We start from the raw sequence: 18,663 nt of genomic DNA, 5'->3' as shown, positions 1-18,663 counted from the left end.
TACGCTGGCCTGAAGGCCAAGGGCAAAGCGAGCAAGGTGGCGCTCGTGGCGGTCATGCGCAAAATGCTGGTGATCCTAAACGCCCGTAAGCGGGACGCCGAGGTGGCCCTCGGCTGCCCCTGACAAGACAGTTGCTACTGCTTCGCCCCGGTAGATGCCCCCCGGGTTGGCATGCCGTTCGCCGGGCAGGACCCGGCGCTGCCTTCAATCCTGCGGCGCAGGTTCGTCCGGGCGGGCCGCTTCGGGGCTGACCCGCTCGATGGTGTGGCGCAGCTCGCGACCCAGGATGAACTTGGCGTCCTTGGCCCAGGCGTCCAGGCGCTCGTCGAACAGCAGCTTGCTGTTCTCGTCCGGCCACACCAGGCGCAGTTCGCGCAGCTTCTGGATGAAACCGCGGAACAGGGCCTTGTCGAAGAACTCCGGCGCGGCCGGTGCATAGAGCAGGCTCAGGCGCTGCGCGGCCTGCTGGCACAGGCTCTCCAGCTCGGCGGCGCCAAGCACGCCCGGGCCGTTCTTCACCAGCACCGAAATGGCGATGTAGTAGCGCTCGAACGCCTGCTGCAGCGAATGGCCGATCGCACGCAGGCGGAACACCTCGTCGGTCTGCCCGGTGTTGCGCGCCAGGATGCCGCCATCGTCATCGTTGACGTTCTGCAGCAGGCCCTCACGCACGAACACGTCGATGGTGCGGTCGATGCGCTGGGCGAACTCGTCCTCGCTCCAGGGCAGGAACAGCTCCGCCTGCAGGAACGGGTAGACCGTGCGCCCCAGCTGCACCAGGCCGGTGCGGCTCATGCGGCGGTTGTTCTGGAAGCAGCACGCCACCCACGACGAGGCGGTGAACAGGTGCACCACGTTGTTGCGGAAGTAGCTGAGCAGCACCGCGGTGTCGCCGCTGACGCTGAGCACATCGCCCAGCGGGTGCTTGATGCGGGTGAGGACGTTGATTTCCTCGGCGTGGGCGATGATCCGTTCCGGCGAATGCGGCGTCACCGTCACCCGGTCCGAGTACGGCATCTCGGCCAGCAGGGTCTTGCACAGCTCGATCTGCGCGATCAGGTCGGCCTCGCCCATCGCGTGCTTCGGCGTGGACAGCAGCGCCAGTGCCAGCAGATTGATCGGGTTGACGTCGGCGGCGCCGTTGATGCGCACCTGGATGCGCTCGGCCAGCGTATCCACGGTGGTCGACAGCCAGGCCGGCTTCTCGTCCTCGGACACTGCCTCGCCCTTCCATTCCGGCGCCTTTTCGGCCAGCACGTCGTTCAGCGCGATCGGCTCGCCGAAGTTCACCACCACCTGGCCGTAGTTCTGCTTGAGCACCTTGGGGATGCCCCACAGCAGCGACCAGATCGATTCCTTTTCCTTCGGCCGGCCGGACAGTTCGTCCAGGTAGCTGCCGCCTTCCATCAGCTTCTCGTAGCCGATGTAGATGGGCTGGAACAGCACCGGCTTGCGCGGCTGGCGCAGGAACGCACGCAGCGTCATCGAGATCATGCCGCCCTTGGGCTGCAGCAGGCGGCCGGTGCGCGAGCGGCCACCTTCGACGAAGTACTCCAGCGAATAGCCGCCGGCCACCAGCTGCGCCACGTATTCACTGAGCACCGCCGAGTACAGCGCGTTGCCACGGATCGAGCGCCGGATGAAGAACGCACCACCCTTGCGCAGCAGGGTGCCGACCACCGGCAGGTTCAGGTTGATGCCGGCCACGATGTGCGGCGGCACGATGCCACGGTCGTACAGCAGGTAGGACAGCAGCAGGTAGTCCATGTGGCTGCGGTGGCTGGGCACGTAGACCACTTCGTGGCCCGGCGCGGCGGCCTTGAACTTGTCCAGGTGGTGCACCAGCACGCCCGCATAGATGCGGTTCCACACGTGGCTGAGCATGAAGCTGGCCGAGCGCACTACCGGGCTGGAATAGTCCGCGGCGATTTCCCAGGCGTAGGCGTGCGCCTTCTTCCAGGCATCGGCTGGCTTCGAGTTGTCGCGCTTGGCCTGTGCGGCGATCGCTTCGCGCACCGGCTCGGCGGCCAGCACCTGGTCCACCAGCAGGCGCCGGGTCGACAGGTCGGGGCCGATGACCGATTCACGGATGCGGCGGAAATGGGTGCGCAGCACGCGCTGCAGCTTGCGCACCGTGCGTTCCGGCTCCAGGCCTTCGTCCACGGTGCTGCGCAGCGAGATCGGCGGGGCGAAGCGCACGATGGTATTGCGCCCGTTCAGCAGCAGGCCCAGCAGGCGGCGGAAGCGGCCGACCAGCGCCCAGTTTTCCGAGAACAGCACCGCAAACCAGCCGCTCTGCTTGTCCGGCGCGCGGCCGACGAAGATCGACACCGGCACCAGGTGCACGTCGAGGTCATCGCGCACGCGGTGCGCCTGCAGGACCTTGGCCAGCGAATCGGAGTGGGTCTTGGCGCCGCGCTGCTCGGGAATCAGCGAATTGCTGGAACTGCGCCGCGACAGCGCCAGGTAGGCGCGCTTGCGCCCGGTCGGATCACCGGCCAGCGGCACCAGCGGCGACGGCAGACCGGCCTGGCGGCAGGCCTTGTCCAGGATCAGCGCGTTGGACAGGCCGTAGTCTTCCAGCACGTACATGACCGGACGGCCATCGTTGTACTGGCCCGGGTCTTCCGGTTCGATCTTCAGCGACAGCCACGGCTCGACCAGGCGACCGAGCAGGCGCGCCCACAGCGGGCGGCGGCCGGCCGGGCGCGCGTGCGCGGGCGGCGGTACCGGGTTCGGGCCGGTACCGGTCGAGGGGGACGCCGGCACCGTATCGGCGAGCGTCGACTGGGATTCTTCGCCGGGGAACGGCAGCGGGTTCTGTTTCGACATCGGCGCCATTATGGCTTAGGCGGCGGCGTTGCTGCTTCCCCACCCCCGGCAGGGGCCTCAGCCGGCGACGGCGAGGCCGCAGCGCGGGCCGCGTCGGCCTTGCGCAGCAGCGCATCGGTGTCGGCCAGGGTGCGGGTCAGGTACCAGTGGCCTTCGCGGCGGCTCAGCGGCAGCTGCAGGCTCATCTCACGGCCGGCCAGGTCGTAGTGCAGGCGCACCAGCGCGTTGTCGCCCTCCACCGAGAGCAGCTCGCCACGCACGCTGCGCAGCGCGTCGTCCACGCCCAGCCCGTAACTGCCGAGCACCGCCTTGAGGGTGTGGATGAACGGCGCCAGCTGCTGCAGGCTGCCTTCCATGCCGGCGGCCTGCAGGCCCGCCTCGTCATCGAAGCCGACCTTGCCGGCCGCGCCGACCAGCGCGGCGATGGTGCTGCGTGCACGGGCGCGGTCGCTGATCGGCGCGCCCTGCGCCCAGACGGCAAGGGTTTCCACCAGTGCGATGTAGTGCGCCTGCTGGCCGGGCGTGTAGCCCTTCTGATGGCGCAGGTACTGCACGCCGAAGTTGCCCATCGACTGTGCAGCCTGGCGCACGGCACTGGCCTGGCCGGCCAGCTGGCGGTCGAAGCTGCGCTGCAGCTCGGCGCTGGCCCCGGGCTTGCGCAGTGCGGCCAGCATCGGCAGCAGCTGGTCACCCAGCGGCAGTTCGGTCAGCGGCCACTGGCTGTGTCCCTCGGCCCAGGCCTGCTGCAGGCGCTGGTACTGGCCTGGCGGTACCGACAGCTTTGCGTAGCCGACCAGATCATCGTCGGCCAGGCGCAATGCCATCGCCTGCACGGCCGCCACCGGCTCGGCCGCCGGCCTGGCCGGATCGTTGCCAGGCTCGCGGCACGCCGCCACGACCAGCAGCAGCATGGCTGCCAGCCCCCACCCACGCGCAGACCTTCCTCGCACCGCCACGCTCATGCATTCGGACTCCCCGGACCGGCCCGCATCTTGCGGCCTGCGACGTGACAGCGGCAAGCCGTGCGGTCACGGTTTCCAACCACGGGGGTCCGGTTCCTTCTGCCCGCAGGCAGAAGGAATCTGACCCCAGAACCGCCACCGGGATAAAAAAAGAGCCCGGATCACGGGGATCGCAGGCTCTTCAAGCCGGCACGAGGCCGGAGGACAGTGTTGTGGCGCATGTCCGGTCAAGGACCGGATGGCGGCGATCCTACGCTGCCGTCCAAGTTAAGGCAACACTTTACGTAATGCATCGTATCTACTTGATTTTAATGGATCAGTCTCGTTGCCAAACCGCCTCAATGAAATCTACGGCATGTTTTTCGGCGATTCGGGCATAAACCCCGGGATAGCCGGCCAGCGCGCACCCCTCGCCCCAGCTGACGATGCCGAACTGGGTCCAGCCCTCGCGCAGGCGCAGCAGCAGCGGGCCGCCCGAATCGCCTTGGCAGCTGTCCACGCCTTCACGGCCAGCGCAGATCACCTTGCCGCGTGACAGTTCACCGCCGTAGGCCTGCTGGCAGTCGCTGAAGGACACGAACGGCACCTGCGCGGTCTGCAGCTGGGTGGGGTAGATCCGGCCATCGCCGATGTCGGTGTCGCCCCAGCCGATCACGGTGAACTCGCGGCCCGGCTTGAGGTAGCTGGCGTCGGGCCGCAGCCGCAGTGCCACCGGCTGTGCGCCCTCCAGGGGCGCGCTCAGCTGGACCAGCGCAACGTCGTGTTCGAGCGAATTGCCGCTGTTGAAGGCCGGATGGACGTGGATCGCCTTGACGTTGGACGGTCGCGGCGCGGCACCGGTGGAGAGCGTGGCCTGGCCCCCCAGCACCGCCAACCCCATCGGCTGCTCGCCCTGCAGGCAGTGCGCGGCGGTGAGCACCCAGGACGGTGAGATCAGCGTTCCGCCGCAGAAGTGGCGGTCATGATCCGAATCGCCGTCGAAGATGCCCTGGATGCTGACCATGAACGGGTACTCGCCGGCGAGTGCCGCTTCGCCGCCGATTACGCGCGGCGCATCGCGCACCTGTGGCGCGGCGAAGGCGGGTACGGCGGACGCGGCCAACAACAGGCCGATGAACAAAGAGGTGCTGCGATACATATCCCTGTACTCCTCTATCAATGATTAGAACCGGCGCGGCCGCGGTCCGTGCCGGTGCATCGATTGGGGAGCAGGGATGAAGCCTGCAGCGCGAACGCGCGCACAGTTTCGGCGCAATGCGCTGCCTGCGACAGTCGCAGGCCGACAAATGCGAACGCCATCCCGCATGGATCGGAATGGCGTTCGTGGTGCCGGCGTGACCGGCGTCAGCAGTGGGCTCAGCGTGCAGCCAGAGCCGACGCGATTTCCTGCTGGATCGCCCGCGCTGCCGCTTGCGGATCGGCCGCCAGACGGATCGGGCGACCGACCACGATGGCATCGGCGCCATCGGCAAAGGCCTGGGCCACGCCGACGGTGCGCTTCTGGTCATCGCCAGCCGGACCACCGGGGCGGATACCCGGACAGACGATCGAGAACCCGCTACCGGTCGCGGCGCGGATCGGTGCAGCCTCCTGGCCCGAGGCGATCACGCCATCGACGCCCGCTGCCTGGGCGGCCAATGCGCGTTCGACCACCACGTCCACCGGCTCGCGGTCGATGCCCATCTGCGCCAGATCGGCGCGCCCCATCGAGGTCAGCACGGTCACCGCCAGCAGGCGCATGTCGCTGCTGTTGGCGGCCGCGCAGGCCTCCATCATCGCCGGGTGCCAGCCATGGATGGTGGCGTAGCTGACCGGCCACTGCGACAGGCGCTTGATCACCGCCGCCGCGGTGGCTGGAATGTCGAAGAACTTGAGGTCGACGAACACGCGCTTGTCGCGGCGGGCCAGCTCGTCCAGCACCTGGAAGTACTCGCCGGAGGCGAGCAGTTCCATGCCGATCTTGTAGAACGCCACGCTGTCACCGAGGCGATCGACCCAGTCCAGTGCCTGCACGCGATCAGGCACGTCCAGTGCGAAGATCAGGCGCTCGTCATCGCGCAGCGGCAGCGGTGCGCGGCTCACGGGGCGTAGTCCAGGGCGGCGCGCTTGGCGTCGTGGCGGGCCTGGCGCGACTGGCTGTAGTCGTTGTTGAACTGCGCCGGCTCGAAGCCGCCGTAGGTCGGGTTGGGCAGCATCCACCAGCGCTCGCCGAACCAGTCGTGATACTGCTGCAGCAGCGCGTCGCGGCCTTCATTGGTATTGGCGGTCACTTCGACGAAGTCACCCAGCTGGTCGCCGAACTGCATCAGCACGCGGTACTTCTGCCCGGCCAGGCGGCGTCGGCAGTTCTTCTCGCTGCCGGCCTGCTCGCACCCCGGCACCACCGTGCCCAGGCCCAGGAACACGCTGTCATCGGCCACCGGCAGGCCCTGCTCGCGCAGGTTGGCCAGCGTCGCGTCCTTCAGGTGCACGGCGCGGTTGGAGATGTACAGCAGGGTCACGCCCTTGGCGTTGGCGGCCTTGGCGAAATCAACCACGCCGGGAATGGCCTTGGCCTTCTTTTCAGCCACCCACTGGTCCCAGCTCAGCTCGTCGTATTCCTTGCCATCGCGCACCAGGCGCGCCTGGTAGGGCGAGTTGTCCAGCACGGTTTCGTCCACGTCCAGCACCACCGCCGGCTTCAGGCCCTTGGCATCGTTGCCGCGCTCTTCCGGCACCAGCGCATCCCAATGGGCTTCCTTCAGCGCCACATCCAGATGGTCGGCGGCGGCACGGTAGGTCTGCTCGGTGATCGCCTTGTACTCCTGCGCGCGCTGCATCCACAGCACCGCATTGAGGTTGTCGTTGGCCGTGGCATCGAGCGCGCCTTCGGCCTTGGCAGCGGCAGCGGGCGCCTGCGGGGCAGCGGCTTCGGCGGCAGGCGCCTCCACGCGCTTGCAGGCGGACAGGCCCAGCGCCGCGGTAGCGAGCAGGGTCAGGGACAGGGAAACGGGACGACGCATGGATTCACCGGCAATCAGATATACCGGCGCATTTTACCGGCAAAGGCGGCCCCGGGACGGCTATGCTTGGCGGTTGACCCGTTGCCCTTCCGGAGGCCGCCATGACCGATTCCAGCCAGACCCCCGACGTCCCCCTGCTCGACGCCGTGCAGGCCCGCCTGCTGGGCTGCCTGGTGGAGAAGGAGGCGACCACGCCGGACACCTACCCGCTGACGGTCAACGCCGCCCAATCGGCCGCCAACCAGAAGACCGCCCGCGAGCCGGTGATGAACGTTGATGCCGGCACGGTGCAGCACGCGCTGCGCCAGCTGGAGGCGCTGGGGCTGGCCCGCCAGCACTTCTCCTCGCGGGCAGACCGCTACGAGCACCGCCTGCAGGCAGCGCTGGACCTGACCCGGCAGCAGACCGTGCTGCTGGCGCTGCTGCTGCTGCGCGGGCCGCAGACGCTGGGCGAGCTGGTCACGCGCAGCGAGCGCCTGCACCGCTTCGCCGACACCGACGAAGCCCGCCATGCCATCGAGCGCCTGCAGCAGCGCGCGCTGCTGGTGGTGTTGCCGCGTGCCAGTGGCCAGCGCGAAGACCGCTACATGCACCTGCTGTGCGGTGAAGTGGATGGTGCGGCGCTGGCGGCGAAGTACGCCAGCAGCAGCGGCAGCAGCGACGCGGCCGAGCCGGGCCTGGCCGAGCGCGTGGCCCAGCTGGAAGCAGCCGTGGCCGAACTGCAGGCGCAGCTGGCCGAACTGCGCGGTTGAGCGTCGACATGCGGCGGTAGTGCCGGCCGCTGGCCGGCATCTGGTCATGCCTGGTTGCCGGCCAGCGGCCGGCACTACCCGACGTCGGCCGCACCCGGCGTGGCATACAGCCGGCTCGGGCTGTCCACGCCCGGCAGCTGGACCACCCCGCGCTCCTGCATGCCCAGGCCCAGCAGGATCTTTCCGGACACCACGTTGTCCAGGTCGGTGATGCCATACAGATCGCGCAGGCCCAGCTCGCCACGCGCATAGGCAAACACCGCCCGCGCCGCCTCACCGGCATAGCCTTGCCCGGCGAATTCGGACAGCAACGCATAGCCGATATCCGGTCCCGGCAGGCCATCGCGCCGCACCAGCCCGGCGTTGCCCAGCCACGCGCCATCGGACAAGCGCTCGATGGCGTACATCCCGTAGCCGTGCAGCGCATAAGCCGGCAGCACCCGCGCCGTGGCGTAGTCGCGTGCCTCCTGCGCCGTACGCACGCCGCGGTCACCGATGAAACGCAGGAAGCCGGGGTCATTCAACAACGCCAGCATCGGCACCGCGTCGCGGTCAGGATCGATCCGGCGCAGGCGCAGGCGTTCGCTTTCAATGGGATGCACGCGCGGATCTCCAATGGGAAAACCGATTGTAAGGCCGTGAGCCGGGGTGCCGGATCAATCGAACAACGCCTCGATCGCCGCCAACCCCGCCGTCGCCCGCTCCTTCTTGCGCGCCGCATCGGCGACCGGATCGGCACCATCGCGCTGGATCTCCTCGGCCGGAATTTCCTCGAAGAACCGGCTGGGCTTCAGCCGTACATGCTCACCGAACTTGCGGGTGAGCTTGCTGTAACTCATCCACAACTGGATCTTGGCGCGGGTGATGCCCACGTACAGCAGGCGGCGCTCTTCCTGCAGGTTGCCCTCATCCAGGCTGACCTGGTGCGGCAGCACGCCGTCTTCGCAGCCGACGATGAACACATAGGGGAACTCCAGGCCCTTGGAGGCATGCAGGGTCATCATGCGCACCTGGTTGCCGCCCTCGTCCTTGTCGCTGCGCGACAGCAGCGCCAGCTGGCCGGCCAGGTCGGCGGCGGTGGCACCGCGTGGGCCGCCCTCGAACCACTGTGCCAGTTCCTCGATGTTGTTGGCGCGGCGCTGGTAGCTGGCCTCTTCCTTGGCCTGCTGGCGCAGTTCGCTGAGCAGGCCCGATTCCTTGGCCACCTTGCGGATCATGTCGCCGGACGTCACCTGGCGCATCTGTGCCCGCAGGTCGCGCAGGATGTCGGTGAAGCGCGCCAGGCTGTTGGCCGCGCGCGGCGGCAACTGCTGCAGGGCGCCGATGGTCTCGGCCACATGCGCCATCGGCATGTCCTTTTCCTGCGCCAGCTCGGCCAGCCTGGCCAGCGTACCGGCCCCCACGTCGCGCTTGGGCGACTGCACCGCGCGCATGAACGCGGTGTCGTCGTCCGGGTTCACCAGCAGGCGCAGCCAGGCCAGCGTGTCCTTCACTTCCTGGCGCTCCAGGAACATCGTGCCGCCGGTCAGGTGGTACGGGATGCGCAGCAGCTGCATCGCTTTTTCCAGCGGCCGCGACTGGAAGTTGCCGCGGAACAGGATGCAGAAATCACTCCACGGCACCTTGCGCGACTGCGCCACGAAGGCGATCTCGGCCGCGACCTTTTCCGCTTCATGCTCGCTGTTGCGGCATTCCCACACGCGGATGCGCTCGCCGTCGGCCTGGTCGCTCCACAGTTTCTTCAGGTGCTCGTGCGGGTTGTTGGCGATCAGCGCATTGGCCGCGCGCAGCACGCGGTTGGAGCAGCGGTAGTTCTGCTCCAGCTTGATGATCTCCAGGGCGGGGTAATCGCGCCCCATCTGCTGCAGGTTTTCCGGGTTGGCCCCGCGCCAGGCGTAGATCGACTGGTCATCGTCCCCCACGCAGGTGAAGTTGCCCTTCTCGCCGGCCAGCTGCTTGAGCAGGCGGTACTGCGCGTCGTTGGTGTCCTGGCATTCGTCCACCAGCAGGTAGCCGATGCGCTCGCGCCAGGCCAGCGCGATCTCCGGGTTCTCTTCCAGGATCTGCACCGGCAGACGGATCAGGTCGTCGAAGTCGACCGCGTTGAACGCGGTCAGCCGCAGCTGGTAACGCTCGTAGACGCTGGCCGCTTCCTTCTCGCGGTTGCTGCGCGCGGCGGCCATCGCCTGCTCGGGCGACAGGCCGGCGTTCTTCGCACGCGACACCAGGTTCTTCATGTCCTCGATGTCATCGGGCTTGGCCCCGTGCATCAGGTCCTTGATCTGCGCGGCGGCATCATCGGCATCGAAGATCGAGAAACCACGCTTCAGGCCCACGGCAGCGTGCTCGATCTGCAGGAACTTCAGGCCCAGCGCATGGAAGGTGCAGATGGTCACTTCATCGGCGTCCTGCTCGCGCAGGCGCTTGGCCACGCGCTCGCGCATCTCCTTGGCCGACTTGTTGGTGAAGGTGATCGCGGCGATGCGGCGCGCCGGGTAGCGGCCACAGCTGATCAGGTGGGCGATCTTCTCCACGATCACGCGCGTTTTGCCGCTGCCGGCGCCGGCGAGCACCAGCAACGGGCCTTCGATGTGCAGGACCGCGGCAGCTTGGGGGGGATTGAGACCGTGCATGGAGTGGGGATTGTAGCGGGCGGGCGGGACAACCACAGCGGGCGGCCGGCAGGCTTGCTGAACAGCTTCGGCCAGTGGGGGCGGCGGCGTACAATCAGCCGATGGCCAAGCTCTACTTCTACTACTCGGCGATGAACGCCGGCAAGACCACCACCCTGCTGCAGAGCGCACACAACTACCGCGAGCGCGGCATGCGGGTGGCGATCCTGACGCCGCGCCTGGACGACCGGGCCGGCGCCGGCGTGGTTGCCTCGCGGATCGGCCTGCGCGCCGAGGGCATGGCCTTCGACCGCGACACCGACCTGCAGCGCTGGGTAGAGCAGGACCTTGCGGAAAACGGGCCGATGGGCTGCGTGCTGGTGGACGAGGCACAGTTCCTGACCCGCTCCCAGGTCTGGCAGCTCAGCGAGGTGGTCGACCAGCTGCGCATTCCGGTGCTGTGCTACGGCCTGCGCACCGACTTCCGCGGCGAACTGTTCGAGGGCAGCCAGTACCTGCTGGCCTGGGCCGACGAGATGCAGGAAATCAAGACCATCTGCCACAGCGGCAAGAAGGCGACCATGACCGTGCGCGTGGACGAGCATGGCCACGCCGTGCAGGACGGCCCGCAGGTGGAGATCGGTGGCAACGACCGCTACGTGTCGGTCAGCCGTGCGGAGTTCAAGAAGATCACGCGCGGTGAAGGGCGGATCGACCCGGCGCAGGCGCCCCTGCCGCTGTAAAGGGTGTTCTTTTGCAGGGCTTGCAGCCCTGCACCTGCAAAGCAGCGGCAACGGCCAAAGCCAGAGCGGCATTCCGTGGGATGGCGGGCCAGTGGCGGGAGCGTCCGCGGCATGAATGCCGCGGCCAAGCCCCCATGGACGGGTTTACGGCGTCTCCCGCCACCGGACCCACCCCGCCTACCCTCAGGAAACCAGCGTCTGCTTCGGCTGTTGCGGTTGCTTTGGCCCCGGCAGGTGCAGGGCTGCAAGCCCTGCAAACCCGCACCCCTCTTAGTACAGCGTGCGCTCCGGCGCTCCGGCCGGCGGCGGGGTGTACTGGTACAGCCAGGTCTCGGTCAGGGTCTTGCCGCCACTGCGCAGGAACAGGCGGATGTCGATCTGCTCGGTACTGCCTTCCGGCGGCACCAGGTCGAACATCGCGCGATAGCCGTTGATCTCGCGCAGCGGCCGCGCCGACACGATCTCGACCCGGCCCCGGCTGGCTTCCACCACCGCCTCGACCTCGGCCTTGTCGATCAGCCTGGCCAGTTCGCCGCCTTCGAAGTCCACCGCGAAGCGCCAGCTGAAATACTCGCGCTTCTTGCCGACCACACCGCCCAGGCCGGTACGGCTGGCCACGCAGTGCGCCAGCGGCGGACGTGCCGGTGGCTCGGCGCCCCAGTACAGGCGGTAGCCAACCAGCAGCTCCTGGCCGGGCTGCGGCTTCTCCTTCGGATTCCAGAACGCCACGATGTTGTCGAAGGTCTCGTCCACGGTGGGAATCTCCACCAGCTGCACCGAGCCCTCGCCCCATTCGCCCTTCGGCTCCACCCACAGGCACGGGCGCTTCTCGTAGAACACGCCGTCATCCTGGTAGTGGTCGAAGTTGCGGTCGCGCTGCAGCAGGCCGAAGCCGCGCGGGTTGCGGTCCACGAACATGTTGAAGCGCAGGTTGCGCGGGTTCAGCAGCGGGCGCCAGATCCATTCGCCGGCACCGGTCCACAGCGACAGGCCGTCGGTATCGTGGATCTCCGGGCGCCAGTCCCAGCCCATGCGGCGGTCGTTCTCGCCCACCTGGTACATGCTGGTGCACGGTGCGATGCCGAGCCGCTCGATCGGCTTGCGCGGGTACAGCGCGCTGTCGATGTCCATCAGCAGCACTTCACCGTTGGTGATCGCGAAGCGATAGGCACCGGCCACGCTGGGCGAATCCAGCAGGCCGTAGACCACGATCGTGTCCGAATCAGCCGACGGCTGTTCCAGGTAGTAGGCGATGAAATCCGGGAATTCCTCCGGCTTGCCCATCCCGGTGTCGATCGCCAGGCCACGCGCGGACTGGCCGTACTGGCCTTCCTTGCCGACCGCGCGGAAATAGCTGGCGCCGAGGAAGGCAGCGAAATCGCGGTCGGTATCCTTGCGGGTGTTCAGGCGGAAGCCGGCGAAGCCGAGGTCGGCCGGCAGCTCGCCATCCTTGATGCCGCTCTTGCCGTAGTTGAACGCCGCACCGTCATAGGCCAGCTCCTGCGCCTTGCCGTCGACCACGTCGAACATGCGCACCGGCGAATGGAAGTACAGGCCCAGGTGGAAGAACTTGGCCTGGAACTTGCCGGGCTGGTCGGCCCACAGCGCATGGTCCTGGCGGTAGCCGATCGACTGGTACTGGTCCCAGTCCAGGCCCTCCAGGCGGCCCGGCAGCACCCGCTTGTGGCTCTTGTAGGGCGCCTGCGCCAACGCGCGCGCCTGGCCCTTCAGGGTGGCGAAATCGAACGGCTGCGGCTGGCCGAGGCGGCGCAGGCCCATCTGGCCGCTCCGGCTGGCCGCGCACGCGGGCAGGGACGGCAGGCCGAATGCAGCCAGGGCGAGGGAGGCATTGCGGATGAAGTCGCGTCGTTGCATGCAGGCGCGTCAGGCACAGGGAGGAAGGTCGGCCATGATAGGCAGACAAACGTTAACGGGCAGCGGAGACGCGCCCTGCCCGTTCAGCTGCCGCTGGCTGCCCGACTCAGCGCTGGCAGTGGCTGCACCAGACGCTGGCGCGCTGGCCGATGGTGGCGTGCTTCAGCGCACGCCCGCAGTTCGGGCACGGCAGCCCGTCACGGCCGTACACCAGCAGTTCCTGTTCGAAGTAGCCCGGCGCACCATCGGGGCTGATGAAATCGCGCAGGGTGGTGCCGCCGCGGGTGATCGCGTAGCCCAGGATCTCCTTCACTGCATCGGCCAGCCGCTGGTAGCGCTCGCGCGAGATCTTGCCGGCCTCGCGCAGCGGGCTGATGCCGGCCTTGAACAGGCTCTCGGCGGCGTAGATGTTGCCGACACCCACCACCACCGCCTGGTCCATCAGGAAGGTCTTCACCGCCGCACTGCGGCCCCGGCTGCGGGCGAACAGGTAATCGCCGTCGAAGGCATCGTCCAGGGGCTCCGGGCCCAGCCCCTGCAGCAGCGGGTGGATCTCGCCGGCCGGCTGCCAGAGCAGGCTGCCGAAGCGGCGCGGGTCGTTGAAGCGCAGCAGGCGGCCGTTGTCCAGGCTGATGTCGACGTGGTCGTGCGCGCGCAGCGGAGTATCACCGGGCAGCACGCGCAGGCTGCCGGACATGCCCAGGTGCAGCACCGCGCTGCCGATGGCGGTCTCCAGCAGCAGGTACTTGGCGCGGCGGCGGATGTCCTCGATGCGCTGCCCCGGCAGCAGCTCGGCCACTTCCGGCGGAATCGGCCAGCGCAGGTCGGCGCGGCGCAGGATCACGCCATGCACGCGCCGGCCCTGCAGGTGCGGCGCCAGGCCGCGGCGGGTGGTTTCGACTTCGGGTAGTTCGGGCATGGGGTGATTCTACGCCCGCTCAACGCGGCGGCGCGGACAGCTCACGGGCGTCGAGGAAACCATCACCGTTGGCATCCTGCTTGTGGAAGCGCTGCACGATCACCTGCCGCTGCTGCTCGCGGCTGATCGCCCTGCCCTTGCCGCCGGGCAGCTCGTCGGCGCTCAGCACTCCGTCGCCATTGCGGTCCATGTGGTCGAAGGCATACAGCATCCACTGCACGTACTCGGATTCACTCACCCGGCCGTCGCCATCGCTGTCCATCCGCTGCAGATAGCTGGCGGTGTCGGTGACCTGGGCCAGCGCCACGCCCGGCAGCAGCAGCGCCAGCAGAAGCCCGTGCCCTGCCCTCACGCGCCCACCAGGCTGTAGCCCTTCAACCGTGCGGCGTAGGCCTGCAGCGCGGCGATACCGCTTTCCTCGGCCTCGCGGCACCAGGCCTGCAGCTGATGCAGGCGCTCGGCAGCATCGTGGCCGCGCGCCTCCAGCAGTGCCGCCAACCGCGCGCGGTACTCGACCAGGGTGCGGATGCGCGGGCGCTGTGCCACCCAGGCGCTGAGCTGGGCACGCCCATCCGGCTTCAGCCAGCGGCCATCATTGACCAGGCCGCGGCGCAGCCGGCGCGGCAACAGGCGGCGCAGCTTGGCTCCAGCCTGCGCGGCTTCATCGCGCAGGGCGGGCATGAACACGTTGCGCTGGTAATCCGTCATCGCCTGGAAGCGATGCGACAGCAGCGCCTTCAGGGTTTCGGCATCGGGCACGGCGATGTTCGGGCGCACGTCCATGGCCGGCGCCACCCGCAGCACCTTGGCCAGGCGCAGCGCCTGCAGCAGTCGGATCGCACTCCAGCCGATGTCGAACTCCCAGCGCCGCATCGCAAAGCGCGCCGAACTGGGGAAGGCATGGTGGTTGTTGTGCAGCTCCTCGCCGCCGATCCAGAACCCCCACGGCGTGAGGTTGGTGGAAGTATCGGCCGACTCGTAGTTGCGGTAGCCCCACCAGTGGCCCAGGCCGTTGACCACGCCGGCGGCCCAGAACGGGATCCACGCCATCTGGATCGCCCACAACGCCACGCCCGGCAGGCCGAACAGCACGCTGTTGATCACCAGCAGCAGCACCGGGCCCAGCGTGGCGTGCGGGGTATACAGGTGGCGCTCGATCGCATCGTCCGGGGTGCCGCGCCCGTACTGTTCGATGTCCGCGCGCATGCCGCGTGCCTCCCGGTACAGCTCCACGCCGTGCCAGAACACCTTGCCGATGCCGCGGGTGACCGGGCTGTGCGGGTCGTCCTCGGTCTCCACCTTGGCGTGGTGCTTGCGGTGGATCGCCACCCATTCCCGGGTGATCATCGAGGTGGTCAGCCACAGCCAGAAGCGGAACACATGGGCCAGCGCCGGGTGGAAATCGACCCCGCGATGAGCCTGGCTGCGATGCAGGTACAGGGTCACCGAGAAGATGGTGATCTGGGTGAAGACCAGCAGCACCGCCAGCAGGGCCCACCCGCCCAGGCCGAGCACACCACCGGTCAACAGGGACATCAGGGCATCAGGCATGGCAGCTCTCCGGATCGACGCGGGGATGGCAGACATGATGGGCGCTTGCGTTGCAAACTGCATCCCTACGGCGGTGTATCGCATCGCCATCCGTGGCACCGTTCACAGTTGGGGACCCGAGTTGTCGAGCCTTGATCCACGCACCAGCGCCATCACCGCTGCCCCGCCCGTCGCGGAGCCGCCCCCGTTGATCGAACTGGACCGCGCCACCGTGGTGCGCGGCCAGGTAAAGGTGCTGCACGGGCTTAGCCTGCGCATCGCACAGGGCCAGCACACCGCCCTGCTCGGGCCCAACGGCTGCGGCAAGTCGACCTTCATCAAGCTGATCACCCGCGAGCTGTACCCGCTGGCGCTGGGCGACGGCTCGGTGGCCGTGAAGGTGCTGGGCCAGAACCGCTGGCAGGTGGACCGGCTGCGCTCGCAGCTGGGCATCGTCACTGGCGACCTCAGCAGCAACCTGGCCGACATGCCGGGGCTGACCGTGGAGCAGGCGGTGCTGTCCGGCTTCTTCGCCAGCTACGTGGTGCCCGCGTTCCGCGAGGTGACCGACGACATGCGCGCCCGCGTCGGCGAAACGCTGGCGATGACCGGCGCCCTGTCCCTGCGTGAACGCGCCTACGCCGAGCTGTCGGCCGGCGAGACCCGCCGCGTGCTGATCGCCCGCGCGCTGGTCAACCGGCCGCAGGCACTGCTGCTGGACGAACCGTCCACCGGATTGGACCTGGTCGCGCGCGAGCAGCTGGTGGCGACCATGCGGGTGCTGGCGCAGCAGGGCATCACCCTGGTGCTGGTGACCCACCACATCGAAGAGGTCATTCCCGAGATCGAGCGGGTGGTGCTGCTGCGCGACGGCCGCGTACAGGCCGACGGTACCCGCGCCGAGCTGCTGCGCAGCGCGCCGCTGTCGGCGGTATTCGGGGGCGCGATCACCGTGTGCGAGCAGGAAGGCCGGCTGACCGCGTACGCGGGGTAATCGACATGCGGTTGTAGAGCCGACCCCACGCTCGGCGGCTCGTGATCACAGCACACAGCAGCCGAGCATGGGCTCGGCTCTACAGGATGCAATGCAGCGGGCCGGAGGTTCCGGCCCGCTGCACCCGTGCTCAGAACTTCAGCGCCAGCGCGCGCGACTCGATCGGTGCCATCCGGCTCTGGTCCTGCAGCTGCAGGTCTCGCAGCTCATAGGGTGCGCCGAAGCCCGTCGGCAATGCGGCCTGGTCGAACGGCAGCACCAGCTGGCCCGCGCCCGGGCCATCGAACCACGCCGCTGCATGCCCCTGCGCGACCGGCCTCAGTTGGCCGTCGCGACCGGTGGCATACAACGTGCCACGCGCCTCGTAGCGACCGGCTGCGGCCACCTGCAGCGGCAGCGCCACCTGGCGGCTGGCCGGGTCCGGTGCCGCCTGGCCGCTGAAACGCGCGGTCGGCCGCGCCACCGCGAAGGCGACCTTGCCATCGCGCAGCACGCCATCGGCCTGCGCGAACACCTGCAACTCCCACAGCCCCTGCACGCTGCCGACGTCGGACGGAATCCGCACCTGCGCACGCAGGGCGCCATCGGTGGTGCGCAGCAGCCGCTGCGGCCAGCTGCGTCCGTCCGGTGCCACCAGCAGCGCTTCACCGCCCAGGCCGCTACGCCGCGATGCCAGCTGGGCGGTGGTGGCGCCGTCTTCCAGCAGGCGTGCCTGCAGCTGCACGCTGCCACCGGCCAGCACCTGTGCCTGGTTGGCCTGCACTTCCAGCCGCAGCGGGCTGTTCGGCTCGAGCACCTGCACCACGTAGCGGCCCTGTGCCTGTGCGCTCTGCAGGGTGTATGCACCGGCGGCACTGGTCGCGCCGGTGCGCAGCATGCTGCTGCCATCCTTCACCGGCATGCCGGCCTCCTGCAGCGCGCGCGCATCGACACTGCGCGCCACGCTGCTGCGGCCGGCCGGGTCGCGCACCTGCAGGGTATTGGCCGGCAGCGCGCGGGCACCTTCGGCCGGGCTCAGCTGGATCACCGCATCGGCGGCGGTCAGCGGCAGGTCCAGGCCGCGTTGCAGCTGCGTGCCATCGACCTGCTGCCAGTAGCTGCGGCTGACCGAGGCGTATGGCGTGGCTGCCTGCAGCGGCTGCGCCGGGTCCAGCGCCCAGGCGAACGCCAGCGGCGCGTGTTCGCTGTCATCGGTGGGCAGCGGCGCGGCTACCAGGGCGGCAGGCACCTGATCGCCCGCGCGGGCCGCCTGCAGCGGCTGCGCGGCCTGCGCCGTGGAAAGGGACAGCACTGCCAGCACAGCGCTGGCCAGCAGGGTGGAATGGATCGTCATGGTCATCTCCCTCACTGGGTCAGGTCGTTGCGCAGCAGGGTGCCGAGGCCGAAGCACTCGCGCCGGCTCTGGTTGTGGCTGAGCGGTTCTGCGCCCTGGGTGCGCGCCTTGTCAGTGAACCAGGTGGTGCCGGCAGCCTTCTGGCTGCTGCACTCCAGGAAGCCATCGGAGCAGGACGACAGCCAGTTCTGGGTGAACTCCAGGCCGACATTGGCGGCATAGCCACCGCAGTAGCTGTTGCTGTCCCATACCGCCGATTCCACGTCACTGCCGACCACCACACGGAACGGCTTGGGCAGCGCCGGGCGACCGGCCGTGCCATACAGGTTCTGCGCGTTGTAGGTCGCCATGCTCGCCACCTGCTGCTGGCGCACCGCGTCGTTCTTGTAGCCCAGCAGCCAGCCCAGCGAGGTTTCGAAGGTATTGCCGTTGAGCACCGCATCGGCCAATGGCGTGCCGGCCGAGGACGGCGCCAGCGCGGTGACCTTGCGCACCGTACGGATGATCTTCGGATAGCGGCTGTCGTAGGTCGGGTTGGACAGGATCCAGCGCACCACGTTGCCGCCGTTGGAGTGGGTGATCACCACCAGCTGGGTGATGCCACGGCTGTCGATGAAGCCGGTCAGCTGGTTGGCCAGGCAACCGGCCGCTTCCGGTTTCCACATGTACTGGGTGAAGTCACAGTTGATGACGACGTAGTTGCTGCTGTTGGGCAGGCCCTGGCGCACGGTGTCGATGATCGCCGGCTGCCAGTAGTCCTGGGTGGCATTGGTCTGCGCGCCGGTGCCATGCACGAAGGCCACGCCGACCACATCGGCGGCCTGCGCCGGGGCGGTTGCCAGCCCGAGGAGCAGGGCCAGGACGGTACTTCCTGTTGCGGTGCTGCGCATCGCTTCTCTCCCTCTGTCAGCGGATCCCCCCGACCCGACTGGAACTGGACGGCATCTCGACCACCGTTGTGTCGATGCTCGCGGTGCAGGCGCGTGAAAGTCCGTGCGCTGCGCCCGGAATCGGGAGAATGACGCCGAACGATGACGGTTTTTATTCCATGGCAGTGACCATGCCGGGTCTGGCCGTATGACCGACGGTCACTGCGGTGTCGTGCGGGG

The 18,663-nt window shown here is 68.5% G+C and carries 16 protein-coding genes and 1 pseudogene; 4 read left to right on the top strand and 13 right to left on the bottom strand.

Annotated elements, in window-relative coordinates; genetic code table 11:
- Window positions 1-123, top strand: a pseudogene (locus AC5P9C_RS16490) (IS110 family transposase); the annotation flags it as partial.
- An 81-nt stretch (window positions 124-204) separates the two neighbouring features.
- On the opposite strand, the gene plsB reads toward AC5P9C_RS16490, so the two are convergent.
- From plsB to AC5P9C_RS16465, 5 genes are all read right to left on the bottom strand, one after another.
- Complete coding sequence (gene plsB, locus AC5P9C_RS16485) at window positions 205-2,841, bottom strand: glycerol-3-phosphate 1-O-acyltransferase PlsB (protein ID WP_057493722.1); 2,637 nt, start codon at window positions 2,839-2,841, stop codon at window positions 205-207.
- Entirely contained in the window at window positions 2,841-3,794 is a 954-nt protein-coding gene (locus tag AC5P9C_RS16480) for a hypothetical protein (protein ID WP_057493723.1), read from the bottom strand. The genes plsB and AC5P9C_RS16480 overlap by 1 nt, the downstream gene beginning before the upstream one ends.
- Before the next feature lie 316 nt (window positions 3,795-4,110).
- A complete protein-coding gene (locus AC5P9C_RS16475; RefSeq protein ID WP_074725832.1) occupies window positions 4,111-4,932 on the bottom strand; it encodes a S1 family peptidase in 822 nt (273 codons plus the stop codon).
- A 218-nt stretch (window positions 4,933-5,150) separates the two neighbouring features.
- A complete protein-coding gene (pyrF, locus tag AC5P9C_RS16470) occupies window positions 5,151-5,876 on the bottom strand; it encodes an orotidine-5'-phosphate decarboxylase (RefSeq protein ID WP_049470536.1) in 726 nt (241 codons plus the stop codon).
- Window positions 5,873-6,796: a 5'-nucleotidase, lipoprotein e(P4) family gene (locus AC5P9C_RS16465; RefSeq protein ID WP_049470541.1), complete on the bottom strand. Its 924-nt coding sequence runs from the start codon at window positions 6,794-6,796 to the stop codon at window positions 5,873-5,875. The genes pyrF and AC5P9C_RS16465 overlap by 4 nt, the downstream gene beginning before the upstream one ends.
- A 101-nt stretch (window positions 6,797-6,897) precedes the next feature.
- Between AC5P9C_RS16465 and AC5P9C_RS16460 the strand changes: the two genes are divergently transcribed.
- Window positions 6,898-7,548 (top strand): YceH family protein, encoded by a 651-nt coding sequence (locus AC5P9C_RS16460; RefSeq protein WP_049470542.1) that lies wholly within the window; start codon window positions 6,898-6,900, stop codon window positions 7,546-7,548.
- A 74-nt stretch (window positions 7,549-7,622) separates the two neighbouring features.
- Here AC5P9C_RS16460 and AC5P9C_RS16455 read toward each other — a convergent pair whose 3' ends face one another.
- Both AC5P9C_RS16455 and AC5P9C_RS16450 read right to left on the bottom strand, forming a co-directional pair.
- Window positions 7,623-8,150, bottom strand: coding sequence for a GNAT family N-acetyltransferase (locus AC5P9C_RS16455; RefSeq protein ID WP_074725833.1), 528 nt, complete (start codon window positions 8,148-8,150; stop codon window positions 7,623-7,625).
- Between the two features lie 54 nt (window positions 8,151-8,204).
- Window positions 8,205-10,181: a UvrD-helicase domain-containing protein gene (locus AC5P9C_RS16450; protein ID WP_049468492.1), complete on the bottom strand. Its 1,977-nt coding sequence runs from the start codon at window positions 10,179-10,181 to the stop codon at window positions 8,205-8,207.
- Window positions 10,182-10,282: 101 nt separating this feature from the next.
- On the opposite strand from AC5P9C_RS16450, the gene AC5P9C_RS16445 reads away from it, so the two are divergent.
- Window positions 10,283-10,903 (top strand): thymidine kinase, encoded by a 621-nt coding sequence (locus AC5P9C_RS16445; RefSeq protein ID WP_164688664.1) that lies wholly within the window; start codon window positions 10,283-10,285, stop codon window positions 10,901-10,903.
- A 270-nt stretch (window positions 10,904-11,173) separates the two neighbouring features.
- On the opposite strand, the gene AC5P9C_RS16440 is transcribed toward AC5P9C_RS16445, so the two are convergent.
- From AC5P9C_RS16440 to AC5P9C_RS16425, 4 genes are all read right to left on the bottom strand, one after another.
- Window positions 11,174-12,778: an OpgD/OpgG family glucan biosynthesis protein gene (locus AC5P9C_RS16440; protein ID WP_414615064.1), complete on the bottom strand. Its 1,605-nt coding sequence runs from the start codon at window positions 12,776-12,778 to the stop codon at window positions 11,174-11,176.
- 106 nt (window positions 12,779-12,884) lie between these two features.
- On the bottom strand, window positions 12,885-13,697 hold the full coding sequence (gene mutM / locus AC5P9C_RS16435; protein WP_164688665.1) for a bifunctional DNA-formamidopyrimidine glycosylase/DNA-(apurinic or apyrimidinic site) lyase: 813 nt from the start codon (window positions 13,695-13,697) through the stop codon (window positions 12,885-12,887).
- Between the two features lie 19 nt (window positions 13,698-13,716).
- A complete protein-coding gene (locus AC5P9C_RS16430) occupies window positions 13,717-14,049 on the bottom strand; it encodes an EF-hand domain-containing protein (protein ID WP_049468487.1) in 333 nt (110 codons plus the stop codon).
- Window positions 14,046-15,248, bottom strand: coding sequence for a DesA family fatty acid desaturase (locus AC5P9C_RS16425; RefSeq protein WP_343543575.1), 1,203 nt, complete (start codon window positions 15,246-15,248; stop codon window positions 14,046-14,048). The genes AC5P9C_RS16430 and AC5P9C_RS16425 overlap by 4 nt, the downstream gene beginning before the upstream one ends.
- 151 nt (window positions 15,249-15,399) lie before the next feature.
- Here AC5P9C_RS16425 and AC5P9C_RS16420 point away from each other — a divergent pair, with 151 nt between their 5' ends.
- On the top strand, window positions 15,400-16,221 hold the full coding sequence (locus AC5P9C_RS16420) for an ABC transporter ATP-binding protein (protein ID WP_414615065.1): 822 nt from the start codon (window positions 15,400-15,402) through the stop codon (window positions 16,219-16,221).
- A gap of 130 nt (window positions 16,222-16,351) precedes the next feature.
- Here the strand turns inward: AC5P9C_RS16420 and AC5P9C_RS16415 are convergent, their stop codons facing one another.
- Together AC5P9C_RS16415 and AC5P9C_RS16410 are read right to left on the bottom strand one after the other, a co-directional pair.
- Window positions 16,352-17,554: a DUF4785 domain-containing protein gene (locus AC5P9C_RS16415; RefSeq protein WP_414615062.1), complete on the bottom strand. Its 1,203-nt coding sequence runs from the start codon at window positions 17,552-17,554 to the stop codon at window positions 16,352-16,354.
- A gap of 11 nt (window positions 17,555-17,565) precedes the next feature.
- Window positions 17,566-18,444, bottom strand: a complete 879-nt coding sequence (locus tag AC5P9C_RS16410) for a lipase family protein (protein ID WP_053506740.1) — start codon at window positions 18,442-18,444, stop codon at window positions 17,566-17,568.
- Window positions 18,445-18,663: the final 219 nt, after the last annotated feature.

Source organism: Stenotrophomonas sp. YJH_SMC_10 (assembly GCF_059371555.1).
The sequence above is the reverse complement of the archived record's forward strand: the minus strand, read 5'-3'. Positions and strand labels throughout refer to the sequence as shown.